The organism is Bradyrhizobium shewense (assembly GCF_900094605.1).
GTDB classification, from domain to species: Bacteria; Pseudomonadota; Alphaproteobacteria; order Rhizobiales; family Xanthobacteraceae; genus Bradyrhizobium; species Bradyrhizobium shewense.
Genome location: NZ_FMAI01000002.1, coordinates 388,620 through 413,628 on the forward strand (window position 1 = coordinate 388,620; position 25,009 = coordinate 413,628).

25 protein-coding genes and 1 pseudogene are annotated in these 25,009 nt (G+C 60.6%); 18 read left to right on the forward strand and 8 right to left on the reverse strand.

Annotated features, from left to right (window positions below; all coding sequences use genetic code 11):
- The first annotated feature begins 28 nt into the window (after positions 1-28).
- The 8 genes from GA0061098_RS06005 (at position 29) to GA0061098_RS06040 (ending at position 8,627) form a co-directional block, all read left to right on the forward strand.
- Positions 29-1,633, forward strand: coding sequence for a GMC family oxidoreductase (locus GA0061098_RS06005; protein ID WP_091954705.1), 1,605 nt, complete (start codon positions 29-31; stop codon positions 1,631-1,633).
- Between the two features lie 27 nt (positions 1,634-1,660).
- A complete protein-coding gene (locus GA0061098_RS06010; protein ID WP_091954708.1) occupies positions 1,661-2,374 on the forward strand; it encodes a sensor histidine kinase in 714 nt (237 codons plus the stop codon).
- Between the two features lie 64 nt (positions 2,375-2,438).
- Entirely contained in the window at positions 2,439-2,930 is a 492-nt protein-coding gene (locus GA0061098_RS06015; protein ID WP_016840321.1) for a carboxymuconolactone decarboxylase family protein, read from the forward strand.
- 979 nt (positions 2,931-3,909) lie between these two features.
- On the forward strand, positions 3,910-4,566 hold the full coding sequence (locus GA0061098_RS06020; protein ID WP_208610627.1) for an FMN-dependent NADH-azoreductase: 657 nt from the start codon (positions 3,910-3,912) through the stop codon (positions 4,564-4,566).
- A gap of 61 nt (positions 4,567-4,627) precedes the next feature.
- On the forward strand, positions 4,628-4,954 hold the full coding sequence (locus GA0061098_RS06025) for a hypothetical protein (protein ID WP_091955308.1): 327 nt from the start codon (positions 4,628-4,630) through the stop codon (positions 4,952-4,954).
- 412 nt (positions 4,955-5,366) lie between these two features.
- Positions 5,367-6,785 carry a MocR-like pyridoxine biosynthesis transcription factor PdxR gene (pdxR, locus tag GA0061098_RS06030; protein ID WP_091954711.1) on the forward strand — a complete coding sequence of 473 codons (1,419 nt, stop codon included), beginning with the start codon at positions 5,367-5,369 and terminating at the stop codon, positions 6,783-6,785.
- A gap of 207 nt (positions 6,786-6,992) precedes the next feature.
- Positions 6,993-7,313, forward strand: a complete 321-nt coding sequence (locus tag GA0061098_RS06035; RefSeq protein ID WP_091955311.1) for an SMR family transporter — start codon at positions 6,993-6,995, stop codon at positions 7,311-7,313.
- Between the two features lie 240 nt (positions 7,314-7,553).
- Positions 7,554-8,627, forward strand: coding sequence for an adenylate/guanylate cyclase domain-containing protein (locus GA0061098_RS06040; RefSeq protein ID WP_129590818.1), 1,074 nt, complete (start codon positions 7,554-7,556; stop codon positions 8,625-8,627).
- A gap of 219 nt (positions 8,628-8,846) precedes the next feature.
- On the opposite strand, the gene GA0061098_RS06045 is transcribed toward GA0061098_RS06040, so the two are convergent.
- A complete protein-coding gene (locus tag GA0061098_RS06045) occupies positions 8,847-9,269 on the reverse strand; it encodes a GFA family protein (protein ID WP_091954717.1) in 423 nt (140 codons plus the stop codon).
- Between the two features lie 74 nt (positions 9,270-9,343).
- Positions 9,344-9,754, reverse strand: coding sequence for a cupin domain-containing protein (locus GA0061098_RS06050; RefSeq protein ID WP_091954719.1), 411 nt, complete (start codon positions 9,752-9,754; stop codon positions 9,344-9,346).
- A gap of 1,088 nt (positions 9,755-10,842) precedes the next feature.
- Between GA0061098_RS06050 and GA0061098_RS06055 the strand changes: the two genes are divergently transcribed.
- The gene (locus tag GA0061098_RS06055) at positions 10,843-11,742 is read left to right on the forward strand and encodes an HNH endonuclease (RefSeq protein WP_091954722.1); all 900 of its coding nucleotides are present in this window, start codon (positions 10,843-10,845) and stop codon (positions 11,740-11,742) included.
- Positions 11,743-11,819: 77 nt separating this feature from the next.
- On the opposite strand, the gene GA0061098_RS06060 is transcribed toward GA0061098_RS06055, so the two are convergent.
- A complete protein-coding gene (locus tag GA0061098_RS06060) occupies positions 11,820-12,140 on the reverse strand; it encodes a hypothetical protein (RefSeq protein ID WP_245323172.1) in 321 nt (106 codons plus the stop codon).
- Positions 12,141-12,473: 333 nt separating this feature from the next.
- Here GA0061098_RS06060 and GA0061098_RS06065 point away from each other — a divergent pair, with 333 nt between their 5' ends.
- Both GA0061098_RS06065 and GA0061098_RS06070 read left to right on the forward strand, forming a co-directional pair.
- Positions 12,474-13,136, forward strand: a complete 663-nt coding sequence (locus tag GA0061098_RS06065; protein WP_018317656.1) for an SRPBCC family protein — start codon at positions 12,474-12,476, stop codon at positions 13,134-13,136.
- On the forward strand, positions 13,136-13,498 hold the full coding sequence (locus tag GA0061098_RS06070) for an ArsR/SmtB family transcription factor (protein WP_091954728.1): 363 nt from the start codon (positions 13,136-13,138) through the stop codon (positions 13,496-13,498). The genes GA0061098_RS06065 and GA0061098_RS06070 overlap by 1 nt, the downstream gene beginning before the upstream one ends.
- A 24-nt stretch (positions 13,499-13,522) precedes the next feature.
- On the opposite strand, the gene GA0061098_RS06075 is transcribed toward GA0061098_RS06070, so the two are convergent.
- On the reverse strand, positions 13,523-13,873 hold the full coding sequence (locus GA0061098_RS06075) for an AraC family ligand binding domain-containing protein (RefSeq protein WP_091954731.1): 351 nt from the start codon (positions 13,871-13,873) through the stop codon (positions 13,523-13,525).
- 522 nt (positions 13,874-14,395) lie between these two features.
- Here GA0061098_RS06075 and GA0061098_RS06080 point away from each other — a divergent pair.
- The 3 genes from GA0061098_RS06080 to GA0061098_RS06090 all read left to right on the forward strand — a co-directional run bounded on the left by GA0061098_RS06080 (position 14,396) and on the right by GA0061098_RS06090 (position 18,856).
- The gene (locus GA0061098_RS06080) at positions 14,396-16,399 is read left to right on the forward strand and encodes a TonB-dependent siderophore receptor (protein WP_165637178.1); all 2,004 of its coding nucleotides are present in this window, start codon (positions 14,396-14,398) and stop codon (positions 16,397-16,399) included.
- A gap of 117 nt (positions 16,400-16,516) precedes the next feature.
- Positions 16,517-17,776 carry a serine hydrolase domain-containing protein gene (locus GA0061098_RS06085; RefSeq protein WP_091954737.1) on the forward strand — a complete coding sequence of 420 codons (1,260 nt, stop codon included), beginning with the start codon at positions 16,517-16,519 and terminating at the stop codon, positions 17,774-17,776.
- 201 nt (positions 17,777-17,977) lie between these two features.
- Positions 17,978-18,856 carry an AraC family transcriptional regulator gene (locus GA0061098_RS06090; protein WP_091954740.1) on the forward strand — a complete coding sequence of 293 codons (879 nt, stop codon included), beginning with the start codon at positions 17,978-17,980 and terminating at the stop codon, positions 18,854-18,856.
- A gap of 13 nt (positions 18,857-18,869) precedes the next feature.
- On the opposite strand, the pseudogene GA0061098_RS06095 reads toward GA0061098_RS06090, so the two are convergent.
- A pseudogene (locus tag GA0061098_RS06095) lies at positions 18,870-19,767 on the reverse strand (LysR family transcriptional regulator).
- Between the two features lie 151 nt (positions 19,768-19,918).
- On the opposite strand from GA0061098_RS06095, the gene GA0061098_RS06100 reads away from it, so the two are divergent.
- Positions 19,919-20,572, forward strand: a complete 654-nt coding sequence (locus tag GA0061098_RS06100; RefSeq protein ID WP_091954743.1) for a hydrolase — start codon at positions 19,919-19,921, stop codon at positions 20,570-20,572.
- Between the two features lie 126 nt (positions 20,573-20,698).
- Here GA0061098_RS06100 and GA0061098_RS06105 read toward each other — a convergent pair whose 3' ends face one another.
- The gene (locus GA0061098_RS06105; protein WP_091954745.1) at positions 20,699-21,199 is read right to left on the reverse strand and encodes a peptide deformylase; all 501 of its coding nucleotides are present in this window, start codon (positions 21,197-21,199) and stop codon (positions 20,699-20,701) included.
- 78 nt (positions 21,200-21,277) lie between these two features.
- On the opposite strand from GA0061098_RS06105, the gene GA0061098_RS06110 reads away from it, so the two are divergent.
- On the forward strand, positions 21,278-21,862 hold the full coding sequence (locus tag GA0061098_RS06110) for a TetR/AcrR family transcriptional regulator (RefSeq protein WP_091954747.1): 585 nt from the start codon (positions 21,278-21,280) through the stop codon (positions 21,860-21,862).
- 87 nt (positions 21,863-21,949) lie between these two features.
- Positions 21,950-22,528 (forward strand): DUF308 domain-containing protein, encoded by a 579-nt coding sequence (locus GA0061098_RS06115; RefSeq protein ID WP_245323173.1) that lies wholly within the window; start codon positions 21,950-21,952, stop codon positions 22,526-22,528.
- Positions 22,529-22,532: 4 nt separating this feature from the next.
- On the opposite strand, the gene GA0061098_RS06120 is transcribed toward GA0061098_RS06115, so the two are convergent.
- Positions 22,533-22,991: a cupin domain-containing protein gene (locus GA0061098_RS06120; protein WP_091954753.1), complete on the reverse strand. Its 459-nt coding sequence runs from the start codon at positions 22,989-22,991 to the stop codon at positions 22,533-22,535.
- Positions 22,992-23,368: 377 nt separating this feature from the next.
- Between GA0061098_RS06120 and GA0061098_RS06125 the strand changes: the two genes are divergently transcribed.
- Entirely contained in the window at positions 23,369-24,589 is a 1,221-nt protein-coding gene (locus tag GA0061098_RS06125; protein WP_091954756.1) for an MFS transporter, read from the forward strand.
- Positions 24,590-24,610: 21 nt separating this feature from the next.
- Here the strand turns inward: GA0061098_RS06125 and GA0061098_RS06130 are convergent, their stop codons facing one another.
- Positions 24,611-24,997: an ester cyclase gene (locus GA0061098_RS06130; RefSeq protein ID WP_091954759.1), complete on the reverse strand. Its 387-nt coding sequence runs from the start codon at positions 24,995-24,997 to the stop codon at positions 24,611-24,613.
- Positions 24,998-25,009: the final 12 nt, after the last annotated feature.

Consider the following 25,009-nt stretch of genomic DNA (forward strand, 5'->3'; position numbering starts at 1 on the left):
GAAGTAAAGCTCTCTGCCGGAGTGCGTCATGGACAAACGTGAATTCGACTACGTCATCGTCGGGGCAGGTTCTGCGGGATGCGTGCTCGCCTCGCGCCTCACGGAGGATCCGAGCGTCTCGGTCTGTCTGCTCGAAGCTGGCGGCCGAGACACGAGCGTTCTGATACAGGCCCCCGCTGCCTTCGTCGCAATGGTACCGACAAAGCTCAACAACTACGCGTTCCAGACTGTACCGCAGCCTGGCCTGAACGGCCGCCGTGGATATCAACCGCGTGGCAAGGTGCTTGGAGGCTCAAGTTCGATCAATGCGATGTTCTATGTGCGCGGAAACAAATGGGATTACGACCACTGGGCCGCGCTCGGCAATCCTGGCTGGTCCTATGACGACGTGTTGCCGCTGTTCAAGCGGGCTGAACACAATGAAGAGTTCAAGGATGATTACCACGGTCAGGGCGGACCTCTGAACGTTACCTATCAGCGATACGAGAGCCCGCTCACCAAGCTGTTCCTTGAGGCCGCGGCGCTGCGGCAAATCCGGTCAAATCCCGATTACAATGGAGCGGAGCAAGAAGGTGCCTTCGCGTATCAGGTCACCCATAAGGATGGCGAGCGGTGCAGCACGGCGAAGGCCTACCTCGCTCCGAACCCGTCGCGCAAGAACCTCGCAGTTTTGACACACGCCATCTCTGCCAAGATACTGATGAGGGATCGTCGAGCGTACGGCGTGTCATATTACCAGGGCGGGGAGGTGAAGGAGGCGCACGCCCGGCGAGAAGTGATACTTTCCGGCGGCGCCTTTGGTTCGCCGCAACTTCTGCAACTCTCCGGAATAGGACCTGGCGAGGCGCTGACGCAGCTTGGCATTCCGATCCTGAACGACCTACCCGGTGTTGGTGCGAATTTACAAGATCATATCGATTACATCCAGTCGTGGCGCGTGCTGGACAACGTCGGGACGGTTGGCATTTCGTTCAGAGGCGCAGGGAGAATGCTGCGTGCAATCCTTGAGTGGAATTGCAGCCGTACCGGCTTAGTGACAACGACCTATGGCACGGCGGGCGCGTTCATTCGATCATCGCCAGAAGTCCCGGCCCCCGATTTGCAATTGATCTTTGTCATTGCAATCGTCGACGATCACGCACGCAAGCTCCACCTTGGCCATGGCATATCCTGCCACGTTGATGTCTTGCGACCCCATAGTCGAGGTGTCGTAGGACTTACCAGCAACGACCCGCGCGATCCGCCCCGGATCGATCCCAACTTCCTTTCCGACGAGCGCGATCTAAGGCTGCTGGTCAAGGGAGCCCAGATCCAGCAAGGAATTATCGAATCCCGCCCATTCCATCAACTCCGCGGGGAAATGCTGTACCCGACGCGAGCCGACGATGTTGCCGGTCTTGAGAGCGATATTCGCAGTCGAGCCGATACGCAGTATCACCCGGTTGGCACCTGCAAGATGGGCCCGGATGACGATCCGATGGCGGTGGTGGACGCCCGGCTGCGTGTACGCGGCGTTGACGCGTTGCGCGTGGTTGACGCGTCCGTGATGCCAACCATCGTCGGCGGCAACACCAACGCTCCCACAATCATGATTGCCGAAAAGGCTGCGGATTTAATCCGAGAGGACGTCTGAACATTCGTTTCACACAGGACTAAAGGGATGGAGGCCGAACACATGCAAACGAACCACTCCAGCAGCAACGCACAGAACGTCGTCGATTCGCGCCTCGAGCCAACATCGGTCGACCATTTGCTCATCCAAGAGCTTTCCCATCGTGTTAAAAATGAGCTCACGTCAGTGATTGGACTCGCTGTATCGATCGCGCGCCGCTCTACATCTCACGAAGTTAAGTCTGCCCTCGCCAAGGTGAGCAATACGTTACATTGCTATGCGGTGGCGCATCGGGCGTTACAGATGCCGGTACATTGCACCGAAATTGACGCATCTGAATACGCTGCCGCGCTCTGTAATTCGCTCTCGTGCGCTCGGCTTGATCCTCAAGGAATTGAGCTGATACTCATCTTGCGACCATTCAAGTTGCGTTCAGAGCGGTGTTGGAAGCTTGGTCTCATCCTTTCGGAACTGATCACAAACAGCGCACGTCACGCCTTCGGAAATCGCGGCGGGACCATTGAGGTCACCCTGCGTACCTCGGGCTTGCTGGTTGAATGTTGCGTTAAAGACAACGGCTCAGCCCAGAGCCCATACGGGATCGGCCAAGGGCTGAAAATCGTAGCTGCTCTAGCAAAGGAACTGGGCGGCACGATCAGCCATGAATTTGGATTGGAAGGCGCCACATCGACCCTGACGTTTCCGATCGAAGCCAAGTCGCGACTTGTCGACGTCGTTGCTGCCAAGCCAGGTCAGAAATGAAGCAATCGGCGGCGCATACCGATCGTTGTCTCTAAGAGCCCTCACCAACAGGAAAGGATCTTCCATGAACGGCCGTATTGACTACATCAAGGCGTCGCCGGCGGGTTACAAGGCGTTCGCAGAGGTTTACGCGCTCCTTCAGGAGAGCAGTCTCGCGAAAGAATTGATCTATCTCGTCTATTTGCGGGCATCGCAGATAAACGGTTGCGCGTATTGCATTGATATGCATTCACGCGATCTGCTCAAGTTCGGAGTCGCGGTCGAAAAGCTCGTGCTTGTACCGGTCTGGCGAGATGCGGGCGCGCTATTCAGCGTCCGCGAACGCGCTGCACTCGCCTGGGCGGAGACCGTAACTCGCGTAGCCGAGACCAACGTTCCTGCCGCTGACTATGAATCTGCTGTCGCCGAGTTCAACGGGACGGAGCTCGCAGACCTAACCTATGCGGTCAGCTTGATGAATGTGTTCAATCGCCTGTCGATCGCATTCCGCACGCCGCCCGCGGCCTCGCTCAAAGTCGCGAATGCGGCATCGGCCGTCGGCCGGCGCGACGAGTAGGGCATCGACCAAGTCCTGGCACCTCCTCCCGCTGCCAGGGAAAACTGGAGCCGTCGGAACAACCGACGGCTCCTTCTTCAATGATCGTCCTATGCTCGCGGACAGGCAGACAACGGCGACCAAGCGTTATGAACAAACGGGAGCTCAAATGCCGAGCCGACATCCGAACTCTTAGATCGCATCGACACTCGGCCCTTAGATGGAGGTGACAGATAAGCGTGTCTCAAGGGGCTCACACCAACCGAGTTTGCAACCCTCCCCAACGGGGCCAAACCCAGAACGGAGTCTACTTATAAACGGGGCGAATTGGGGAACAGGTCACAATACGCATCCGGCAGAACCGGCACGCACTATAACGTAGTCAAATTCACCATGAACCATCGAGTGCTCCCGTTGAGAGGGGTTGTACATTCCGATGAGGGGCGAAACGTTGTGTGTCGGATACAGCATCTCAGCTGCACACATCTGGTTGCGTAGATCTGAAAATGAAACCATTGCACCAAGGTGTCGCGGGGATTGCATCTGTGGACTTAGATGTGCCGCGGTCTCATTCAGACTTCCGCAACGAGCGTTCGCTCGTGACAAAAGCGCCCGAACATCGTGGGCGGAATCGATTGTCGGCAGGCCGCTATAATGAAAGGTGCCTCGTGGTGAGCGGAAGGCTCAGCGATGAAAGCCTCGACACAAAGGCATGATTGACCGCTGTCTTGGCGGTCGCGGGCAGGACGGCGTACCGATTGATCACAAGGTATCGACGACACCATGGTGCAATAGATTCGTCTCCAGCTCAGAGGCAAGAGTCCATGCCAGGCACGGCAGTCGCGTCGAGGAGCCGCAGTCAATCAGGTTCAGCGTTGCTTGTCGACTGCGAGGGTTGGACGGGACGCGCTTCCGTCAGCTTCGTAAGGCCAGAGCCTTCGCCATTAAGGCGGCGCTGCAGAGATGATGGCCGGCATGAGAAGGAAACGAGAGTAGGTGGATGATGAAAATCCTGCATGTTTGTTGTAGTCCTCGTGGGCAGTTCTCCGAGAGTTACAGGATATCTCGTAAGATTATCGAATTGTTGCGCGCGAAAGAGCCATCTGCGGTGCTCACAAATCGAGTAATCGGTGGCGGAGCGCTCGCGCATATAGATGCGAGCTACGCATCCGCGCTTGGTGCAACCGAGCCGTCATTCGGGGAAGCATTCCCAATGGGCTCCATGTCCCGATCCGAAGAACTTATTCAGGAGCTGGAGCGCTCCGACTACGTTGTCATCGGGACCCCTATGCATAACTTCACGGTGCCGTCTGCACTAAAGGCGTGGATTGATCACGTCGTTCGCGTCCGCCGAACGTTCGATTCGACCAAGGAGGGCTATGTGGGCAGGTTACGCGACCGCCCAGTCTTTGTCGCCGTGTCTTCGGGCGGGAGATACTCCGGTGAGCGCGCGCGTCAGCCGGATTTTCTTACTCCGTATCTAAGAGCCATCCTGGGCGTTATCGGACTGAATGATCTGACCGTCTTCTCCATCGAGGGTACTGCCTTCGGCCGGGACGCTGTCGTTGAGGCGAGGATCAAGACAGATCAGGCGCTGGAAGAGTACTTTCGCCATTTGCCGGTACGGCCGCATTGCAGCGGCGACGTCTTTCCGTGATCGGGAGCGTGGCCGTCCTCTATAGCGGCAAAACGTCTCAGACATGAAAGGAGAAGTCGGTATGTCAATCCGCAACAACATATTCTCTGTTGCGTTCGGTATCGCGTCGATGACGGCTGCCAATGCAGAAGGCCTTCGTCCACTCGGAGGCACGAGCATCGATCTTGGAGGCATATCTGGGATCGCTTACTACACTGTCGAGCGCGATGGGTTTCGCGTCGTTGCCACTCTTGCGCAGGGCGTGGCGGGAACGCCGATTCGTGTCATTTCTGTACTCGCACCTGGCCAGCGCGTGGTTCTCTCAACACCGCGACAATCGGATGCGGTCGAGATTACTCGGAAAGGCGACAGCGTTGTGGTTCGCAAGGCGAAAGCGACAGCGAACTGACTTCGAAACGAGCCGGTGCGGTTAGTCAAGCAATATGAAGATACGGATCGCTAATGTGGCCGAGCATTAGCGACGGTTGCGCTTCAGAGGGTCGAGATAGGCTTGCACCGCGGTTCGTTGATAGGAATCGTAGATATGTCCACCGGATACACTGATCCATGGATGATGGCTTCTTCGAAGTTTCAGCTGCCATACGAGAATGCGCATCCCGGCTGTATGCCACGCCTATTGGCGCCGACCTATCAGCGCGGGCTGCAGCGTATGCAGCCCCATTAGCAGGAGCGAAGCCGGGTACTTGTGCGCGCGAGTTGCGCAATTTGATTACTCTTCGTGCGCCCGCGGCGGGCTGGCGGCTCATAGCTTTAATGGAACACACCGAGGGCGTTTGGTCGCTCACAGATCGGATCGGGTGATGCCCGCGGCGAAGTTGCAAATTCAGCCTCTTGATCCAGCTGCCGCCGCGCCGCTTTACCAACAGATTTACGATCGCATTCGGGACGCTATAACCAATGGTGTGCTGAAACCAGGAGACCGCATTCCCTCGGCACGGGCGCTGGCTAACGAGTTGGGGCTGGCCAGGGGGACGATCGAAGCGGCCTATTCTCTGTTGGCCGCCGAGGGGTATATCGAGGCGCGCAGACAGGCAGGCACTATTGTCAGCCCGGTCCTTGACCCGCAAGGGCCCATTGCCAGATCAGCAGCGCTACCGGCTCCCCGCGTGGACGCCGTCAGCTTTCGCCCAGAATCGATCCTGCCGTTCCAAATGGGTTTGCCTGCCCTAGATGCCTTTCCGCGAAAGATCTGGGCGCGTCTCGGCGCGCGCAGTGTGCGGGCCATGCAGCCATCTGACATGATCCATCCTCCTGTGTGCGGCTTGGCTTCGCTGCGCATGGAAATCGTCAAGTATCTGCAGATTGCACGCCGGATTAGCTGTTCTCCCTCCCAGGTGTTCCTTACCTCAGGGTACCGCCAAAGCGTGGAATTGATCGGTTATGCCTTGCTGAAGGCGGGTGATGGCGTCTGGCTTGAAGATCCGGGATATCCGCCCACGCGCAAAATACTCAAGTACATGAATATCGAAGGCGTGTCGGTTCCGGTCGATGAGGAGGGCATAATTGTTTCCGATGCAACCAAACTGGCGCCCCGCGCTCGCGCGGCGGTCGTCACGCCTGCACACCAGAGCCCGCTTTGCATGTCGTTGTCGTTGCCTCGGCGCCTAGCATTGTTGGACTGGGCCGCGCGAAGCAAGGCATGGATCGTTGAAGACGACTACGATGGTGAATATCGGTATGTCAGCCGCCCGCTTCCTGCGCTGAAGAGCCTCGATCGGGATGGGCGAGTTCTTTATGCCGGCACGTTTAGCAAGGTGCTCTTTCCGGGCATAAGGCTGGCCTATCTCGTGGTGCCGTTGGTGCAAGTCGAGAGGTTTACGCAAGTCATCGAAAGTCTTTCCGCGGGCAGTCCTGGACTTACTCAAACCATCGTTGCTGCATTCCTTTCAGGGGGCCATTTTGCGCGCCATATCCAGCGTATGCGGAAGCTCTACGCCGTGCGCCGCGAGGCGACTGCCGCAGGTTTGGAAAGCGTGCTGGGAAAGCACGTGCGAATAGACCGACAACCGGGCGGTATGCACCTCATCTTGCGTCTGCGAGGCGACCGTTCAGACCGCCGGCTTGTCGCAAGCATGCGGGCAGGGGGCTTGTACGCGGAAGCCCTCACCGACTGGACCAGGGGCCGATACGGGGTATCCGGCCTTCTCTTGAACTTCACAAATATCGATTCGCAGCGCACGGCCGAGAATCTCGGACGGCGCATCTTGGATTCGATGTAACTCAAGCTTGAGAACCGGCCGGTGCAAAATCATGGCCCATCTATAGACCTCCGTCATGGTCCTTTTTGAAGTGGCGAAGAGGCGAGACACTGAAGGTCTGAAGCTGGAGCACCCCTCGGAGAAAGTGACCTTGACCAGCAACTGGTTGATCTCGCGTTTCCGCGAATGCGGTCGAAGCTCGGCAAATAACAAATGGATCTAACGCATATGACATGGACCATCCTGGTCTCCGCCGGTCTTCTTGAAATCGGATTTGCCTTGAGCATGAAGTGGTCAGTGGGTTTCACGCGGCTAACGCCGTCGCTGTTTGCCGCCGCCGCTGGCTTGTCGAGCGTCCTTCTTCTATCCCTCGCGCTCCGCACGCTTCCCGTGGGAACGGGCTACGCCGTCTGGACCGGTATCGGCGCGGCAGGTACCGCTATTTTCGGTATGGTATTGCTGGGCGATTCAGCCTCGCTCGCGCGCGTGCTTTGCATCGTCTTCATTGTGGGAGGCGTGATTGGGCTAAAACTTGTCTCAGCGAACTGAGGCTTAAAGGTACGATCTCGCTGAGCAGATGTCCCGATGTGCCGGAGCGGCTCGGAGTTGTCTGGCTTCTCACAGAACGGGGCCGTCAAGGACAGACTGTTGGACCAGTCGCAAAGCAATTTCATGGCCCTTGGATGCAAGTCGCGAATACGTATCGTTGGCGATCAAGGTTGAGGCAGGCGTCGGACTGCGACGGTTGCTGTGGGCTTGTTCGAAGCGTCGCTCCTAACGGCTGATGCGATGGGCCATCATCATCCCGATCCTTTGCGGGAAGGTCCTCATAATCTCGCGGCATCAGGTGTCAAAGCGACTAACATGTTCCACCAAGCGCGCTCACACCCCTTCCTCGCAATTGTCCTGGCGATATGCATCTTCCTTGTCGATACGCTTTCATCTCTTCACTTTACTGTGGCCTCCCTGTACGTGGCCGCAATTCTGATTGGCGCGCACGATCTTGAGTGCACGGGCATCATTTTCAGTGGAATTTCATGCGTCGCGCTAACCGCCCTCAGCTATCTTCTAACGCACGGAATCACCTTTGTCGGCGCGGCTCCCTTGAGGTCTATTGTCAGCTTCGCGACAATCGCAATAACGACCGCGCTGGTGCTGAAAAATCGGTCAGCAAATGCGAGTCTTGCTGAGGTCAAACGAGAGCGTAGGAACTTGGCGCGTTTTTTCTCGCCGGAAATCGTGAAACGGCTCGTTCAGATCGATGTGCCCTTTTCCGCAGCTCGTCGCGAGAAAGCAGCGGTCTTGTTCGCCGATGTTGTTGGATTCACCGCCTTCACGTCTGAAAAGACACCTGACGAAGTGATCGGATTTTTGCGCGAGTTGCTGGCAATGCTCGGCGAAGCCGTATTTGCGCACGGTGGTTCGATAGACAAGTTCCTTGGGGACGGTCTCATGGCCGTGTTCGGCCTACCACTTGCCAGTGACCGGGACGCAACAAACGCGGCGCTTTGTGCCATGCGAATCCGTGATTGCCTCGCCCAATGGAATGCCCGACATCCCAACGACCCAGGCAAGCTCATTCGCATTGCCGTCGGCATTCACTGGGGGGAGGTTGTGCAGGGCGACATCGGCACCGATAAGCGGCTTGAGTTCACAGTGGTTGGCGATACCGTAAACATCGCAAGTCGTGTGGAAGCTTACTGCCGAACACTCAACGCGACAGTACTGGTCACCGGAGATTTCATTCAATCGCTGATTGCGGAAGGCAGCGTCGACGTCGCCAACGCCTTCACAACTGAAGGAGAACATCTTCTCAGAGGCTGCCGAAAGCCGCTTCATCTCTACAGCCTAAAAGTACGCTGAGGGGTGTTTCACTCAGGACGAAGTACGCAAGCGTTGAAGGTCGCTGCGATGGGAGATGGGTTGTTCAGCAGCGTGGCGAGCCTTCTGTCACCGTTGATGTCCGAGTTCGATCTTTGAACCTACGCCTTCTGATGCGCCCGGTGTGCGCTTGGTCATCGCGGCTGAAGTCGCTGACAGCTGGGCTCTCATGGTGCCCCTGGTCACATGTACGCGCCAGCCCTATTCGGGCAAAGAATCGCCCGATCCCCCCACTTCGCCCGGAAAATCCTTCAATTTCGGCAAGCCGTCTCGCATGGGCAGAACCGTCTCAGCGTAATTTACGTGCAGCGATGGCTTGAACACGAGCGTCGGAAGCGTCGTTGCGAATACGTTTACCCGATCCAACGTCGGAATAGCAATCATCAATTGGCTCCCGCACAGTCTGCAAAACTTACGCTTGCTGCGTTCGGTTTTCTCAAAAGTTTGGACATGCTCCTCACCAGCTGTGATCGTGACGGCCTCCGCCTTCCAGATAGTGAAGGCAACGACCGGCCCGCTGGCCCAGGTACGGCAGGTGGTGCAATGACAGTATCCCATGGCCTCAGGTGCTCCCGTGGTCCGCAGCTCAACGGCGCCGCAAAGGCAGTGCCCTGTATGGTTCATTCGATACCTCACAATCCCTCAGATGAAGTCGTTAGGACTCCGCACGCTCGGTCCTTCCAGTCCGTCAAACGGCGCTATTTATCTTGATGGCCGACAAGTACGGTCGGCGGCACGCCTCTATCTTTCAGATAGAAGACAATGAGTTTCGCAGGCTTTGTCGCGCTGGCGTTGCGGCTCACAACGTGTACGTCCGTGGGCCCTTCATAAAAGACCTCGCCGGCATTGACGGTCTTGGAGGCTTCACCTCCGACCTGCGTGACAATGCTCCCCTCCAAAACGTAGACGAAGAGATCCGCATTATGCCGGTGCGGTTGCGAGACCTCGCCGGGGGCGAAGTCGACAAGTTCGACCATACCTTCCTTCCCTGGAAAGTCGGGTAGCTCTTTGGTCATCAAAGTCGTTGCCGTTCCCGTGCCTGCATGGGCGGAGGCAAATGGAGATGTCGCGCCAAGCACGAGGGAAATAACAAGCGCCAGTCTTTTCATTGTTCGATCCTTCCTTTTAGTTGTGCCAAATTGTCAGTTGGTCTCTAGCATCGCGCTTCTTGAACTATTTGGTTAGCTCCATGATCTGACTCGTGAACTATGCCAAGTCCGTCCATCCCTGATGAGCTATTCGTAGAAGGATACCCATGGTCTCGAGAGGGATCGTTGCCCCGGATCAATCGAGAAAGGGTCGCTGAGGAATTGCCTCAACCGGCACCGAAGGCGGCTGCGACTTCGATGCCAGTCACACTTCGGTGCCTAGGGTGACTATCGACGAGTTCTGGCGTCATCCAAGGAATGAAGTTGCTGCGCGTCGTCGCGCCAACTGGGTCCAGAAGGATGGGAAAGACCGCTAGGCGGACTTCTTTGTCGTCTGAGCGAGAGCGGCGTGCGTGTGCTACGCAGTTTCGGCTTGCCGCACCTTCACCAAGAGGCTTTCTCGCTCCGGTTCGGGCGGTAGCTTCAAAGCTTTTTCCCTCGCCCCAATTTGCGGACAGCTTGACACGACGCCTTTGCCGCAATGGCGCCTTCCTCATGGGCCGCAGCCCCCAGTCCGCCCAACCCACAGCGCAGAGTTCCCGGTTCCGCTGTGACGAGCCTTTAAGGGGGAACAAAGTTCCATTCGCTGCCGACGACGGAAGTTCTATTTGCCGGCTGGGCCGAGCCGTTAAGCGCGGCCGTCCGCGCAGCCCTGCATTCCGCTCGACACCCACTCCAAAGGGTGGAGAGCCCAGTTGTTACCGCTGTCGGCGCAAACGCGACCTTAAGGGTCTGCCCTGCAGAGCGGTGACGGTATTTGCTGAAACTCGCGGAAAGCTCAGGAGGAGGCCATTCCGAGCTAGAGTCCGTCTAGTGCCTCGATTGATTCCGATACTTGGTGAAAGCACCATTCCTCAGAGCCACAGAAATTTTCCTGTGAATTCAAGGCCAAAAAAATGGGGCGGGTATACCGTCGGAATTAGACCGTCAGCTCTAAGGATTTGTGCTTGGAAATCAACGCGGAGGCATCTTCCTAAACAATTGAGTGGGAGTAGGGGGAGTTGCCCATTCGATCTCTAACGCCTCGCAGAGGCGGCACCGGTTAAATCATGGGATTTGGGATATTCATCCACCGATCGGACTCGATCTACGATGACAGCCCTGCTGAACAATATCAATTTCCCAGTCAGTATCTTCGCCGCGTTGAAGCCTGCGTCGGTGATTGGATAATCTACTACGAGCCGAGCAAAGTCGCCGAGACACGCGGTTATTTTGCAATCGCTCGGGTTCAACAGATCATTCCCGACTCCGGTGCTTCAGGGATGTATCTCGCTCTGATTGAGCCCGGAAGTTATCTCGATTTTGCCAATCCGGTGCCCTTCAACGGACCGACTGGTCCCGTGGAGCGCGGCGTCCTGAATGAGCAGGGACGAATTTCAGGGCGTGCCCAGTCGGCAGTCCGGCCGATCGCTCCCGACGATTTCAACAGAATATGCGAACTTGGTTTGGCCGAGAATGCGCCGCTGCTGCCGCGGCGCGATGATGACGTTCGGCCACTCGATCTTAATGAGGAGCAGGTACCGTTCCACTTCGAGCAGCAGCGTGACCGTGTTAGCCTGACAGTGTCGAGAATTTTGCGCGATCGCGTTTTTCGCCGCATCGTGCTCCGCGCCTATGATGAGCGTTGCGCCATTACGGGGCTGAAGCTCATTAACGGAATGGGGCGTGCGGAAGTCGCGGCTGCTCACATACGGCCAGTCGAGGCACATGGGCCCGACATCGTGAGCAATGGGATCGCTCTGTCCGGTACCGCACATTGGATGTTCGACCGTGGTTTGATCAGCTTGGCCGATGATCTGGAAATACTGATCTCGCGCCAGACAAACGACCTGGAAGGAGTCCGATCGATCATCAACAAGTCCGGTCGTGCACTTGAGCCAAGAAGGCCGTCGGATCGGCCTCATCCGCATTTTCTAAAGTGGCACCGCGAGCATTGTTTCAAGCAATGAGAACATTGCCGAGAATTGGTATGATGCGGAGCCCGTAGGATGGGTAGAGCGCAGCGAAACCCATCACCCTCGCGAAATTATCGCGGCGCCAACCCCGCGCCGTTTTGAAGCGCCAGCAGCCCGACGCAGAAGATCGCTGCACCGACCAACAGCACCACCGGGACCAGATACGGCGACGAGACGATTTCGAGCACCGGAAATGCCTTGTCTGAAACGAACCGCCTGTAGGCCACCCATGCGGTTGCGACGAGGGGCGTCAGGGCGACGATGATGTAGAGAGCCCCGAGGATCCAGCCGAAGGCCGTCAGGTCCTTGGATCGGGTGGCCTCTCCTGCAAAGCCAAGCGCGGCAATTGAGATGAAGGCACTTAGCGCGCTGACGAGAAGCTCGGCGGCCACGACGACAATCGAGACAGTTACATTCATTCCTGGATTCCGTTGAGAATGGACTTCCTTGAGAAGTCATCCGTGATTCATCCTGTGCGTGCAGCCTCGTAGCATCGGTACTGAGGTAACGCCAGCGCAAGGGCGGTCTGCCGGCGGCGGGCGCAGCAACCCCGGTTGAAGTCCGCGAGGTCGAGGATGAAGCGCGCGAAGTTCGGCGCGCGCTCGCGCGCTCAAAGTGTGCAGCGGAACCCATCGTGCCACGGCGAGGGTCGCATCTACAATATAAGTATTGACTTATATAAGCCTCTGCCGATATTCCTCTCCGAAACCAGAAGGAGGACCGCGATGGAGATCGACGTTGCCAGGGTGTTGGGACTTGTCACGCGTTCGGTGCGCAATTTCGAGAAGGACGGGAAGGCCGCCAGTGCGGTCACCTTGACGCGGCTCTACGACACCAGCGTCGACGACCTCTGGGATGCGGTGACGAGCAGGGAACGCATCCCGCGCTGGTTTCTGCCGGTGGAGGGAGATCTCCAGCTCGGCGGAAGGTATCAGCTCAAGGGCAACGCGGGCGGCACCATCACGGCCTGCGCGCCGCCAACTCATTTTGCGGCGACGTGGGAATTTGCAGGCGCGGTGAGCTGGATCGACGTCACGCTGGCGGCAGAACGGAGCCAGGCGCGCTTGACGCTTGAGCACAGCGCGATCATCGAGGATCATTGGAATCAGTTCGGTCCGGGTGCGGTCGGCATCGGTTGGGACCTCGCCATTGCCGGGCTCGAGCGATACGTTGCGACAGGGGCATCGGTCGACCACGAGACGGCCGAGGCGTGGATGGGCTCGCCCGAGGGCAAGGAATTCATGACCGGGAGCGGTGAGTATTGGCGCGCAGCGCATGTCGCGAGCGGGGTGGATGCGGCCTCGGCGAAGCAGCGCTCGGACCGGACCATTGCCTTCTATCGCGGCGAGATGCCGCCTGACATAGCGCACCCCGGCACAGGAAGCTGATGCACGTCTTCGAAGTTCTCGCCGATCCCGTGCGCCGACGCATCCTCGAATTGCTCGCTCCGGGAGAGATGGCCTCCGGGGAGGTCGTGGAGGCGATCGGCGCCGAATTCGGCATCACGCAAGCCGCCGTGTCGCAACATCTGAAGGTGCTGCGCGAGAGCGGCTTTGCGATTGTTCGGGCGGAAGCGCAAAGACGCCTCTACTCGGTCGACGTGGTCGGACTTCAGGCGGTGGATGCGTGGGTCGGTCGGTTCAGGACTTTCTGGGAGCCGAAGCTGGACGCGCTGGCGACGGAGATCGCGCGCGGCAAGCGGGAGCGGCGCAATGCACCGCTGACCAAGCGGAGCGGCAAGAGGGCTTGAGAGCTGTGCCGAACCCGAAGCGCCTCACTCATGCGCCTCCTGCCAATGTGGGTAGGTGACATAGGCCGTGACGGCGCCTTGCTCGTGCGAGCGGATGGTAACCTTCTCGCCCTTGGGCATGTAGATGATCTCGCCGGGGCCGGCGGTGACGGTGCCGGCTGCACTCGACACCGACAGCTTGCCCTCCAGCACGAGCATGACGTCGTCCACGGCGAGCTTTTCATCGAGGTTCTGGTTCGGCGCGTAGCGGCCGAATCCGATGGTGATCGGGCCGCCGTGGCGCTGGTCGATCACGTTGCCTGCAAAGATGTCTCCGTCCTGCCCGGGCGAGCGTTCGAACGACGCATCCGCCACGGCAAACTTGCGAACCTTCATGGGATCCTTCCGTTCTGCGCCTGAGTTGACAGGGTGGGACGGTAGACGCCTGAAGCCGGTGTTTGTTCAACATCGCTGCTGGACGGTTTGACGCAGCGCTCGCAGCGCCGTCCATCAGAGGCGCGATGTGCAGATTGTCGCAGCCGCGCGTACAGGATCGGAGTCGCAACAATGCCACAGTCGCGACGAGACGACATTCTTTAGACCCATTCAATTTCGCTTCCTCGTCTCCGTGTGCCCATAAGTCCGCGTCTGAGTTTTTGCTCACCGGGGATTGGAATGCTGAGTTTGAATGCCGTGAGGCATGGTTTTCTCGCGACCTGCAGTTTGTTCGTGTTGGATGCAGGACTTGACGGCAAGAGTTACGCTCAATCTCAGCTACCACCAGTGACGGTCGATGCTCCAAAGCCGCAGCAAGCCCGCCGCGCGCAGTCCGCGCGGCCCGGTGCCGCAAGCGAGATGCGACGATCGGTGCGGCGCCCGAATCCGCGCAGGGAGGCGCAGATTGCTGCAGCAGCTCCGGTGTCGGCCACGACTCTTCAGAGTGCGATCGGTCCGGTCCAGGGCTTCGTCGCAACGCGCAGCGCCACCGGCACCAAGACGAATACGCCGCTGATCGAGACGCCGCAGTCCGTCTCGGTCGTGACGCAGGACCAGATCCGCGACACCGGAGCGCGAACCGTCGGCGAGGCGTTGGCCTACACCGCCGGTGTGCAGACGCAGCCATACGGCTTCGACCCGCGTTATGATCAGTTTCTGATCCGGGGATTTGCGGCTAACCAGTACGGCAACTATCGGGACGGCTTGCGACAGGGCAACGGCTCGTTCGCCTATTTCCGCAACGAGCCCTATGGCGCCGAGCGCATCGAGGTGATGCGCGGTCCGTCGTCGGTGCTGTACGGCGCCAATGAAGCCGGCGGCATGGTGAACTATGTGAGCAAGATGCCGCTCGACAAGCGGCTCAACGAGGTTGGCCTCGATATCGGCAATTTCGATCGCTATCAGGGACGTTTCGACTTCAGCGGACCGAGCCTTGATAACGACAAGCTGCTCTATCGCTTCACCGGGCTGGTGCGCGACAGCGGCACGCAGATTCCCGGGACGTGGGACGACCGCGTGTTTTTCGCCCCGAGCGTGACCGCCAAGCTGAGCGAGGATACGACGCTGACCGTGCTGGCCGAGTACGAGCGCAGCAAGACGTCGATGTGGCCGTATTACCTGCGCAACCCGGTGACGGGCGTGGTCACCAATATTCGTCTCGGCGACCCCGCATTCGACGCGCTCACGCAGTGGCAGGCCTCGGTCGGTTACAGGCTCGAGCATCGCTTCAACGAGGCATTGGCGTTCCGGCAGCATGTCCGGCTCGGACATGTGTCGTTCGAGGGCAACATGGTCGATGCGCTCAGTCTGTCGCCGGATGGCCGCACGCTCAACCGCTACGCGGCGATCTTCCGGGAGCGGCTGAACACGTTCAACGTCGACAACCAGATCGAGGCCAAGCTGGCCACCGGTCCGATCAAGCATACGGTCCTCGCGGGTGTTGATTATTTCCGGCAAGGCACGACGCTGGACTATTATGCCGGCCTGGCGCCGTCGCTCGATCTGACCAATCCGGTTTACGGCAGTTCGGCGCCGACGATGCCCCTGGGGCTCATGAGCACCAACAGCCAAACGCTCGGCCAGGTCGGGCTTTACGCACAAGACCAGATGGCGTGGGGTGGCTGGCGGCTGACCATCGGCGGCCGGCAGGATTTTGCCGAGCTCTCGAACCGCAACGACCTGACGGGTGTGACGAGCAACAGCGAGCCGAGCAAGTTCACCGGCCGCGCCGGATTGTTGTATCTGTTCGAGTCGGGGCTTGCCCCCTATGTGAACTATGCGACATCGTTTCTGCCGCTGACCGGCACGACGGCACCCCAGCGCGGCGGCACACCATTCGCGCCAACGACGGGTGAATCGTTTGAAGCTGGTATCAAGTATCAGCCGCTAGGCTGGAACAGTTACTTCACCGCGACCTGGTTCAACCTCACCAAGGACAACGTGTTGACCATCGATCCGGCCTTTCCGACTTTTTCGGTGCAGACCGGTCAGGTTCGTTCGCGCGGCGCCGAGCTCGAGGCCGTGCTGTCGCTGGCCGAGGGTCTCAAAGGTGTCGCGTCCTATAGCTATACCGATGCCACCGTGACGCGCAGCAATGGCCTTGATCTCGGCAAGGTGCCGATCGGCGTGCCGTTGCAGCAGGCGGCGATCTTCCTCGATTACACCAGGCAGAATGGCCTGCTTGCAGGCTTTGGCGTCGGTGCGGGTGCGCGATGGATAGGGCAGACCTGGGCGGACGAAGTCAATACGATCAGGAATCCCGCCGTCACGGCGTTTGATGCGGGCGTGCATTACGACTATCGCGGCACGCGCTTGGCTCTGAATGCGCGCAATCTGTCGGATGAGCGCGTTCCGATCTGCAATGGTGGGACCTGCGCGTTCACGCAGGGACGGACCGTGCTGGGGAGTGCGACAGCGCGGTGGTGAGCCGGCTGGCGCTGCCGCCGATCTGATCGGCGCGCAGGGACCCGGCGCAAACGTCGGATGTCCGTCACGTTCGGCCGTGATACGACATCCGCATCGTCCTCTCCGGAGCAAGCCTGCATGTCCACTGCGATCGCCCCCAGCCAACAGCCCGCAACCGCCGCCGAGACCGACCCCGAGACCGTCGGCTGGATGAAGGGCTTTCCGCCGGCGCCGGATCGCACCATCACCTTCCAGAACGGCTCGTTCCGCAGCTTTCCCGAGCTGCGCTGGGCGTGGAGCAATGTCCGGCAGTTGGTGCCGACCGTGAACGTCTGGCGCGGGGCAGGGCCGGCCTCGCCGCTGCCGCGCGAGGACCACGACATCGGCGCGGTCGCATCGACCACGATGGACGGCCGGCCCATGACCTTCGCAAAGATGCTGGAGGAGACCTATGCGGACGGCATCGCGGTGCTGCATCGGGGCAAGCTGATCTATGAGCGCTATTTCGGCGCGTTGAAGCCGCACAAGCCGCATATCGGGATGTCGGTGACGAAGTCCTTCACCGGCGTGCTCGCCGGCATCCTGGTCGCCGAGGGCAGGATCGATCCGCAGGCGCAGGTCACGGACTACGTGCCGGAGCTGAAGGCCAGCGCGTTCGGCGACGCGCGCGTGCACGAGGTCATGGATATGACCACGGGGCTCGCATACACCGAAGTCTACACCGACAAGAATTCCGCCGTGTGGGGCTTGCGGCGCGCCAACGGCATGGCGCCGATCGAGCCTGATTACGACGGCCCGACCACCATCTTCGATTTCCTCGTGGCGCAGAAGAAGCAGGGCGAGCACGGCAAGGTCTTTGCGTACAAGACCGTCAACACCGACGTGCTAGCCTGGATCATCAGGCGCGCCAGCGGCATGACGCTGTCCGATCTTCTGTCCGAGCGCATCTGGATTCCCATGGGTGCGGAGGAAGATGCGTATTATCACGTCGACCGCATCGGCACCGAAAGCGGCGGTGGCGGGCTTTCCACGACACTGCGCGATCTTGCCCGCTTCGGCGAGACCATGCGCAATCACGGCCGCTTCAACGGCCGGCAGGTCGTGCCTTCATCCGTGGTCGAGGACATCGCGCGCGGCGGCGATCCCGAAAAATTCAAGCCTGCCGGCTACACCACCTTGCCCGGCGCCTCCTATCGCAACCAATGGTGGGTCAGCCACAACGCCCACGGCGCCTACATGGCGCGCGGCGTTTACGGCCAGGGCATCTATGTCGATCCCAAGGCCGAGATGGTGATCGCGCGCTACGCATCGCACCCCGTCGCGGGCAACGCCGCCAACGATCCCGTGACGCTGCCGGCTTATATGGCGCTGGCGAAGGCGCTGATGGCGGGCGGGTAGGCTGCGCCACACACTCGCTGTCATCGCCCGATTCAATCGGGCGATCCAGTATTCCAGAGACGATCGTGGCTGAACCGAGAGGCCGCGGCGTACTGGGTCGCCCGGTCGAGCCGGGCGACGACGGTGTGCCAAAACCGCAAGATCGGTCGAGCGCGTCACGTCCGTCTGCGACTAGATGGAGCCGCCACGGAAGGAGCGAAGATGAAGGCGGCGTTGCAAAACTATCAGGACCGGATGCGACGGGTGCTGGATCATATCGACCGGCATCTCGACGATGATCTGGACCTGGACGGGTTAAGCGCAGTTGCCGCGTTCTCGAAATTTCATTTCCACCGGCAATTCACCGCGACCTTCGGGTTGTCAGTGCATCGCTATGTCCAGTTGGCCCGCATGAAGCGCGCTTCGCATCAGCTGGCCTACGGTAAAGCGCAAAGCGTCACTGATATTGCGATGGATGCCGGTTACGATACGCCAGACGCCTTCGCCCGCGCCTTTCGGCAACGGTTCGGGCAATCGCCGTCGTCGTTCCGGAAGTCTCCCGACTGGGAGCCGTGGCTTGCGGCCTTCGGGCCTCTAGACAATGCGAGGAACACGCTCATGAAGACGTTTAGCAGTGACGATGTGACGATACGCGAGGTGCCCACCACGCGGGTGGCGATCATGGAGCATCGGGGCGACCCGGCGACGCTTGGCGCCACCATCCAGCGCTTCATCGCCTGGCGCAAGAAAGCCGGCCTGCATCCCCGGACAAGTCCGACTTTCAATGTCTGGCGTTCCGAGCGGCGTCCTGCGTCGTCGGCTGACTATAGCACGGACCTTTGTGTCGGCACCGAGCAGCCGATCGAGGCGAATGGCGAAGAGATCAAGGCCGGCGAGATCCCCGGCGGACGCTGCGCCGTGCTGCGAATCGTCGGCTACACCGACAATCTGGAGCCCGCCGCGCTCTATCTCTATCGCGATTGGCTTCCGGCCAGCGGCGAGGAGGCACGCGACTTCCCGATCTATTGCCAGCGGCTGAGCTTCTTCCCGGAAGTGCCCGAGCATGAAACGGTCGCGGATTTGTTCTTGCCGCTGAAATAGCGCTGCCAGACCCCTATCGTGCCGCGACAGCCGCAGGGGGCGGAGCGGGCTCGCAATACTCAATCAGCAATTCGGTGAGCACGCGTATCTTCCGTGCGGGATGCTGCCCCGGCGGGCGGATCACATATGCACCCGCCCGGAGGCGGGGGATATCGTGTCATGACCGGCACAAGCGCTCCGGAGGCGACATATTCGCGGGTGAGGCTGTCGGGAAGATAGGCGATTCCGAGTCCTGCCGTTGCGGCCAAGACCAGAGCTGTGCCGTTGTCGGCCTTGAAGCGCCCCTGCGGACGAACCGTGACGATCTTGTCGCCATCCATGAGCTGCCACGCTTCGGTACTCTGCATGAGGGCCTCGTGGGCGAGGAGTTCCTCCGGCGATTCAGGCACCCCATGGGCCTTGATGTAGTCCGGGCTCGCGACAAGCTTTCCATAGACGGCGCCGACGCGCCTTGCGATCAAATTGGAGTCCTGAAGATAACCAACCCGTATCGCACAATCGTAACCCTCCGTGACGAGATCGACGAAGCGATCACTGTAGCAGGTGTGGATCTGGAGCTGGGGATGGCGTCGGGCCATTTCCGCCAGGATGGGAGCGAAGTGGGTCGGGCCGAAGGAAAACGGCACCGCAACTCGCAGGCGGCCGCGCAGCTCTCCAGCGGGTAGGATCGCCTCCCTCGCTGCATCGATCTCGGCGCTGACTCTGGCTGCATAGTCGCGGAAGGTAACGCCGGCTTCCGTGAGCGCAGCCCCGCGGGTCGTTCGTGCAAGGAGTTGGACGCCAAGTTCCTCTTCAAGCCGGAGGAGCCGACGACTGACGATCGATTTGGCGACGCCCAGCCGAAGCGCGGCGGATGAAATTCCCCCGGTATCAGCGACTTCGACGAACGTCTGTATCTCTTCGATATCCAATTCAGCGTTCCTCATTTCGCGACACAGCGTGCCGCAATGCGACACTACCGCATCGCATTCGGGAACACCAATCTCGGCATTGGCTACGTCGCTGCTGGCGTACGTCTTTAAAAAACCAGTGCCGCTCACAACGGCAATAGAGGATGCAACGATGAACTTTCGTAACGGCCTTGCTTCGCTTCTTCGTCCCGAAGACTCGGTACTCGTTCTGATCGACCACCAGCCTTACCAGCTCGCGAACGTGAACAGCCACGAACCGCAGATGGTGATCAACAATACGACAGGTCTGGCCAAGGCCGCGAAGGCCTTCGGCGTCCCAACGATCCTGACCACGGTGGTCGCTGAGCGGGGTGGTCTCCTGTTCCCTCAGATCACGGATGTCTTTCCTGGCCAGGACGTGATCGACCGGACGTTCATCAACACCTGGCAGGACCGAAAGGTGGTGGACGCAGTCAAGGCCACGGGCCGCAAGCAGCTCATCATCGCCGGCCTGTGGACCGAAATCTGCGTTGCGATGCCGGCGATTCAGGCCCTCGGCGAAGGCTGGGATGTAACGGTGATCACCGATGCCTCTGGCGCCGTGTCAGTGGAAGCCCACGAGGTCGCAATCCAGCGGATGGTTGCGGCGGGGGCGAATATGATGACCTGGCTGGCGCTGGCGGCCGAATGGCAGCGCGATTGGGCTCGGACCGATCAAGCTGTGGCGCTGACAGAGGTGATCACGCAGCATGCCGGCGGTAGCGGCATTGCGTACCTGTGGGAGCAGCAGCTGCTCAACACGCCTGTTCCCGGCAACGCAGGATGATCTGAGCGAGGGTGCGAAGGTCTCGCCAGCGGCCGCGCGAAAGCAAAGGCCGCTGGCGTCATCAAGCAGCTCTTGCCCCTCGCGCCGGGGCGGAGTGGGGCGGGTGGATTGCGTTTCCGCTAGTCCCTACGAGCCCCGCGACATCTTCTCGAACTTCTTCACCAGCCGCTCGCGCTTCAGCCGTGACAGCCGCTGGATCCAGAACATGCCGTCGAGCTGGTCGATCTCGTGCTGATGGCACACGGCGCGCAGGCCGTCCGACTCCTCGCTCTGCAATTCGCCGTCGAGATCGTGGTAGCTGATCCGCACCCGGGCGTGGCGCTGCACCTCGTCGTTGACGCCGGGCATCGAGACGCTGCCCTCGCGGTGCAGGATCATCTCGGGTGACGTCCATTCAATAACCGGATTGACGTAGGTGAGGGGGCCGTCCTTGGCGTCGAGCTCGAGCACGACGACGCGCAAGGGCACGCCGATATGCGGCGCGGTGATGCCGATGCCGGGCGCGGCGCGCATGGTGTCGAGCAGGTCCTGCGCGAGCTCGCGCAAACCGTCGTCGAATGCGGTGACCGGTCGTGCAGGCATCGCGAGCCGGCGATCGGGGTAACGGACGATGGGACGGATGGTCATGCACGGCTCCTACCACTCACGGAGGGTTGAAGCACGCCGTTCTTGACGGCCTACCAACTGGAAGGTAGCTAACCCACCATGACCAAGATTTCCTCGACCGCCGACGACATTCTGGCCTGCGCTCGCACGCTGATCATTACGGGCGGCTACAACGGCTTCAGCTACGCGGATGTGGCCGAGATCGTCGGCATCCGCAAACCGAGCATCCACCACCATTTCGCCAGCAAGGTCGATCTGGTCCGTACCCTCGTGTCGCGATATCGCGAGGAAGCCCAGGCGGGGCTGGCGGCCATGGACCGCAACGTCCCGGACCCCGGCGAGCAGCTCAAGAGCTATGTCGCGTATTGGGAAACGTGCATCAAGGACGCGACGGCTCCGTTCTGCGTTTGCGCGCTGCTCGCCAGCGAGCTTCCGATCCTGCCAGAGGAGGTCGCGCTCGAGGTCCGGGCTCACTTCCGCTCGCTGGCGTCGTGGCTGACATCGGTGATGGAGCGCGGCAAGCGGCAGGGGCGGCTCCAGCTCTCCGGCACGGCTCGGGTCGAGGCCGAAGGATTCATGGCCACAGTTCACGGCGCGATGCTGTCGGCGCGGGCCTATGGCGATCCGAAAATGTTCGGGATCATCGCCCGGCCGCTGCTGGATCGGCTTTCCCCCAGGCACTGACGCAATCCGCACTGCTGCAATCGATCTGAATGGCGAGGCGATCTCGTCTCATACGAAATCTACCAACTAGTAGGTAAGGAAGAGAAAATGAGAGATCTTGGGATGGCTTCGGATACGTCCGACCGTGCGCAATGGCTGAAGCAATACTATTTCCTTCGCGCTGCGTTTTCCGTTGCCTGGGTCATTGCCGCCTTTGCCGTCGCGCCGTCGTCTGCGGCAATCGCGGGAACGTTGCTCGTCGCCTATCCGGCATGGGACGCCGCGGCCAATTATCTCGACGCGTTCTGCAGCGGCGGATTGAACCAAAACCGCACCCAGGCCCTGAACGTGCTGGTCAGCCTCGCGACCACCATCGCGGTCATCCTGGCCTTGCGGGTGAGCATGAACTGGGTGCTCGGGATCTTCGGCGCGTGGGCGATCCTTTCCGGATTGCTCCAGCTCGGCACGGCGGTCCGGCGCTGGAAGAGCTACGGCGCCCAATGGGCCATGGTGCTCAGCGGTGGCCAGTCGGCGCTGGCGGGCGGCTTCTTCATCGTTCAGGCCGCGATGCCTGCAATCCCGTCGATCGCGAACGTCGCGGGCTACGCTGCGGTCGGCGCGCTGTACTTCCTGGTCTCGGCGGTCTGGCTCACCGTCAGCACGTGGCGCCGTGGTGCGGCGCTGTGAGACGTCACGCCGGATAGGGCGTGCCGTCCTTGTGCAGGAATCGGCCGTCGGATGCCGGGCTCATCATGTCGACATCGGAGCAGGTGATGAGGTCATCGGGTGAGCGCGAGCCGATCTCGAGATAGACGGCCGTTGCATCCGACCGGTTGACCATGTGATGGCCGTTGCCGCTGGCCTTCGGGAAGGCGGCGCAGTCGCCCGCTCGCAGCACGGTTTCCGCGTGGTCCTCGATCAGCGTCACTTCGCCTTCGAGCACATAGACGAGCTCGTCCTCGTGCGAATGCCAGTGCCGCTGGCTCGACCAGCCGCCCGGTGGCAGGCGCATCAGATTGACCCCGAAATCCCTCAGGCCCCCGGCGTCGCCGAGCCGCTGGCGGATGCGATCAGTGCAAGGCGCATTGAAGGGCGCCGGATAACCGGAGCCTTTGCGCGCTGGCACGGCAGCGATGTCGATCTTTGGCATGGATGCGTCCCTGGAGTTTGCGGTGTGGGATGGGAGGCGTGCCGCGATGGAGAGCGAATACGGCCACGGACCTCGCCGCAATCGCGCGGCGAGCTTGGGATCGCGGACGTCACGATCGCGGGGGTAGGCGGGATCTGGAAGAGCGGGATGACGATATGGTGCCGGTGTTTTGCCCGACGAGTCAAATCGCGTCGTCTTTCCGCACATCATCTACCTCGTAAGTCATTGATCCGACAGCGCCCGGCTACTGTGCATGGGGTTGTTTTTCAGTTTTGTGTTGGCAGCTCACAAAAGCGTGCGGCAAAAATGACGTTCCATTGTCGGCCGGCGCTGTTCCCATTCGTCTTCCACCCAGACAGACCTGACGGGAGACCGAAATGACTTCCTCCAACTATCGCTGGGTGATCGTCGCCGCCGGCGGACTGCTCGGCTGCGTCGCGATCGGCGGCATGTTTTCGCTGCCGGTGTTCCTGCAGCCGATCGCCAAGGACACCGGCTGGTCCGTGACCGGCATTTCCAGCGCGATGACGATCGGCTTTTTGGCCATGGCCTTCACCAGCATGGTCTGGGGCACGCTGTCCGACCGGTTCGGGCCGCTGCCGGTGGTGCTGACGGGATCGACGGTGCTGGCGCTCAGCCTGTTCGCGGCGAGCCATGCGACCTCCCTGATCGTGTTCCAGTTCGTGTTCGGCCTTCTGGTCGGCGCCTCCTGCGCGGCGATCTTCGCACCGATGATGGCGACCGTGACCGGCTGGTTCGATACCCATCGCAGCCTTGCCGTGTCGCTGGTGTCGGCCGGCATGGGCGTGGCGCCGATGACGATGGCGCCGCTCGCGGCCTGGCTCGTCTCGAACCATGACTGGCGCACCTCGATGCAGATCATCGCGCTCGTCGTCGGCGCCATCATGATTCCGGTCTCGTTCCTGGTGCGCCGCCCGCCGGCGCTAGCGCAGGCCGTGGTCGCACCAACGGGCGAGCGGGCCGCGCAGAGCGAGATGTCGATGGGCGAGGCGCTGCGCTCGCCGCAATTCCTCATCCTGCTCGCGACCAACTTCTTCTGCTGCGCCACGCATTCCGGTCCGATCATCCACACCGTCAGCTATGCCGTGAGCTGCGGCATCCCGCTGGTCGCGGCAGTGACGATCTACAGCATCGAGGGTTTTGCCGGTCTCGGCGGGCGCATCGCCTTCGGCCTGATGGGCGACCGTTTCGGGGCTAAGCGCGTGCTGGTCTCTGGGCTGCTGCTCCAGGCGTTCGGCGCGCTCGCCTACGTCTTCGCCCATCAGCTCGCGACCTTCTACGCCGTCGGCGCCGTGTTCGGCTTCATCTATGCCGGCACCATGCCGCTCTACGCCGTGCTGATCCGCGAAAACTTTCCGCTGCGGATGATGGGCACGGTGATCGGCGGCACCGCGATGGCCGGCAGCCTCGGCATGGCGACGGGCCCGCTCGCCGGTGGCCTGATCTACGACGCCTTCTCCAGCTACGCCTGGCTCTACATTGCTTCCTGGGCGATGGGCCTGGGTGCCTTCCTGATGGCGATGAATTTCAGGCCGTTCGCGAAGCCGCAAGGCGAGGTGGCGCCGGCGGCGGCGTAGGTTCGACATCGAGGCGCAAGGTCAGAGCTGCGCCTCGATCGCGGTCTTGTCGATCACCGACCAGACCTGCCGGATTTTGTCGTTGCCGAATTCGTAGAACACGTTCTCGCAAAACGACACGCGCCTTCCGTTGACGGCAAGCCCAAGGAACGTCCCGACCGGCGTGCAATCGAACTTCAGGCGTGCCGCGATGCGGGGTGGATCGATGATGAGCATCTCGATGTGGAATTGCAGGTCGGGTATCTCCCGAAAATCCTGCTCCAGCATCGCGCGGTAGCCGGAGAGCCCGAGCGGCCGCGCATTGTGGGCGACCTCATCATGCACGAACTGGCCGAGCGCCGGCCAATCCTGCCGGTTCAGGCAGGCGATGTAGGCACGGTAGATGCCGGCGAGCTCTTCTTTCTCCATACGGGCTCCTTC

What these genes read in the sequence shown, in the direction of transcription:
- GA0061098_RS06005 (WP_091954705.1), top strand. Translation starts at nt 29, where the DNA reads ATGGACAAACGTGAATTCGACTACGTCATCGTCGGGGCAGGTTCTGCG.
- GA0061098_RS06010 (WP_091954708.1), top strand. Translation starts at nt 1,661, where the DNA reads ATGGAGGCCGAACACATGCAAACGAACCACTCCAGCAGCAACGCACAG.
- GA0061098_RS06015 (WP_016840321.1), top strand. Translation starts at nt 2,439, where the DNA reads ATGAACGGCCGTATTGACTACATCAAGGCGTCGCCGGCGGGTTACAAG.
- GA0061098_RS06020 (WP_208610627.1), top strand. Translation starts at nt 3,910, where the DNA reads ATGATGAAAATCCTGCATGTTTGTTGTAGTCCTCGTGGGCAGTTCTCC.
- GA0061098_RS06025 (WP_091955308.1), top strand. Translation starts at nt 4,628, where the DNA reads ATGTCAATCCGCAACAACATATTCTCTGTTGCGTTCGGTATCGCGTCG.
- pdxR (WP_091954711.1), top strand. Translation starts at nt 5,367, where the DNA reads ATGCCCGCGGCGAAGTTGCAAATTCAGCCTCTTGATCCAGCTGCCGCC.
- GA0061098_RS06035 (WP_091955311.1), top strand. Translation starts at nt 6,993, where the DNA reads ATGACATGGACCATCCTGGTCTCCGCCGGTCTTCTTGAAATCGGATTT.
- GA0061098_RS06040 (WP_129590818.1), top strand. Translation starts at nt 7,554, where the DNA reads ATGGGCCATCATCATCCCGATCCTTTGCGGGAAGGTCCTCATAATCTC.
- GA0061098_RS06045 (WP_091954717.1), bottom strand. Translation starts at nt 9,269, where the DNA reads ATGAACCATACAGGGCACTGCCTTTGCGGCGCCGTTGAGCTGCGGACC.
- GA0061098_RS06050 (WP_091954719.1), bottom strand. Translation starts at nt 9,754, where the DNA reads ATGAAAAGACTGGCGCTTGTTATTTCCCTCGTGCTTGGCGCGACATCT.
- GA0061098_RS06055 (WP_091954722.1), top strand. Translation starts at nt 10,843, where the DNA reads ATGGGATTTGGGATATTCATCCACCGATCGGACTCGATCTACGATGAC.
- GA0061098_RS06065 (WP_018317656.1), top strand. Translation starts at nt 12,474, where the DNA reads ATGGAGATCGACGTTGCCAGGGTGTTGGGACTTGTCACGCGTTCGGTG.
- GA0061098_RS06070 (WP_091954728.1), top strand. Translation starts at nt 13,136, where the DNA reads ATGCACGTCTTCGAAGTTCTCGCCGATCCCGTGCGCCGACGCATCCTC.
- GA0061098_RS06075 (WP_091954731.1), bottom strand. Translation starts at nt 13,873, where the DNA reads ATGAAGGTTCGCAAGTTTGCCGTGGCGGATGCGTCGTTCGAACGCTCG.
- GA0061098_RS06085 (WP_091954737.1), top strand. Translation starts at nt 16,517, where the DNA reads ATGTCCACTGCGATCGCCCCCAGCCAACAGCCCGCAACCGCCGCCGAG.
- GA0061098_RS06090 (WP_091954740.1), top strand. Translation starts at nt 17,978, where the DNA reads ATGAAGGCGGCGTTGCAAAACTATCAGGACCGGATGCGACGGGTGCTG.
- GA0061098_RS06100 (WP_091954743.1), top strand. Translation starts at nt 19,919, where the DNA reads ATGAACTTTCGTAACGGCCTTGCTTCGCTTCTTCGTCCCGAAGACTCG.
- GA0061098_RS06105 (WP_091954745.1), bottom strand. Translation starts at nt 21,199, where the DNA reads ATGACCATCCGTCCCATCGTCCGTTACCCCGATCGCCGGCTCGCGATG.
- GA0061098_RS06110 (WP_091954747.1), top strand. Translation starts at nt 21,278, where the DNA reads ATGACCAAGATTTCCTCGACCGCCGACGACATTCTGGCCTGCGCTCGC.
- GA0061098_RS06115 (WP_245323173.1), top strand. Translation starts at nt 21,950, where the DNA reads ATGAGAGATCTTGGGATGGCTTCGGATACGTCCGACCGTGCGCAATGG.
- GA0061098_RS06120 (WP_091954753.1), bottom strand. Translation starts at nt 22,991, where the DNA reads ATGCCAAAGATCGACATCGCTGCCGTGCCAGCGCGCAAAGGCTCCGGT.
- GA0061098_RS06125 (WP_091954756.1), top strand. Translation starts at nt 23,369, where the DNA reads ATGACTTCCTCCAACTATCGCTGGGTGATCGTCGCCGCCGGCGGACTG.
- GA0061098_RS06130 (WP_091954759.1), bottom strand. Translation starts at nt 24,997, where the DNA reads ATGGAGAAAGAAGAGCTCGCCGGCATCTACCGTGCCTACATCGCCTGC.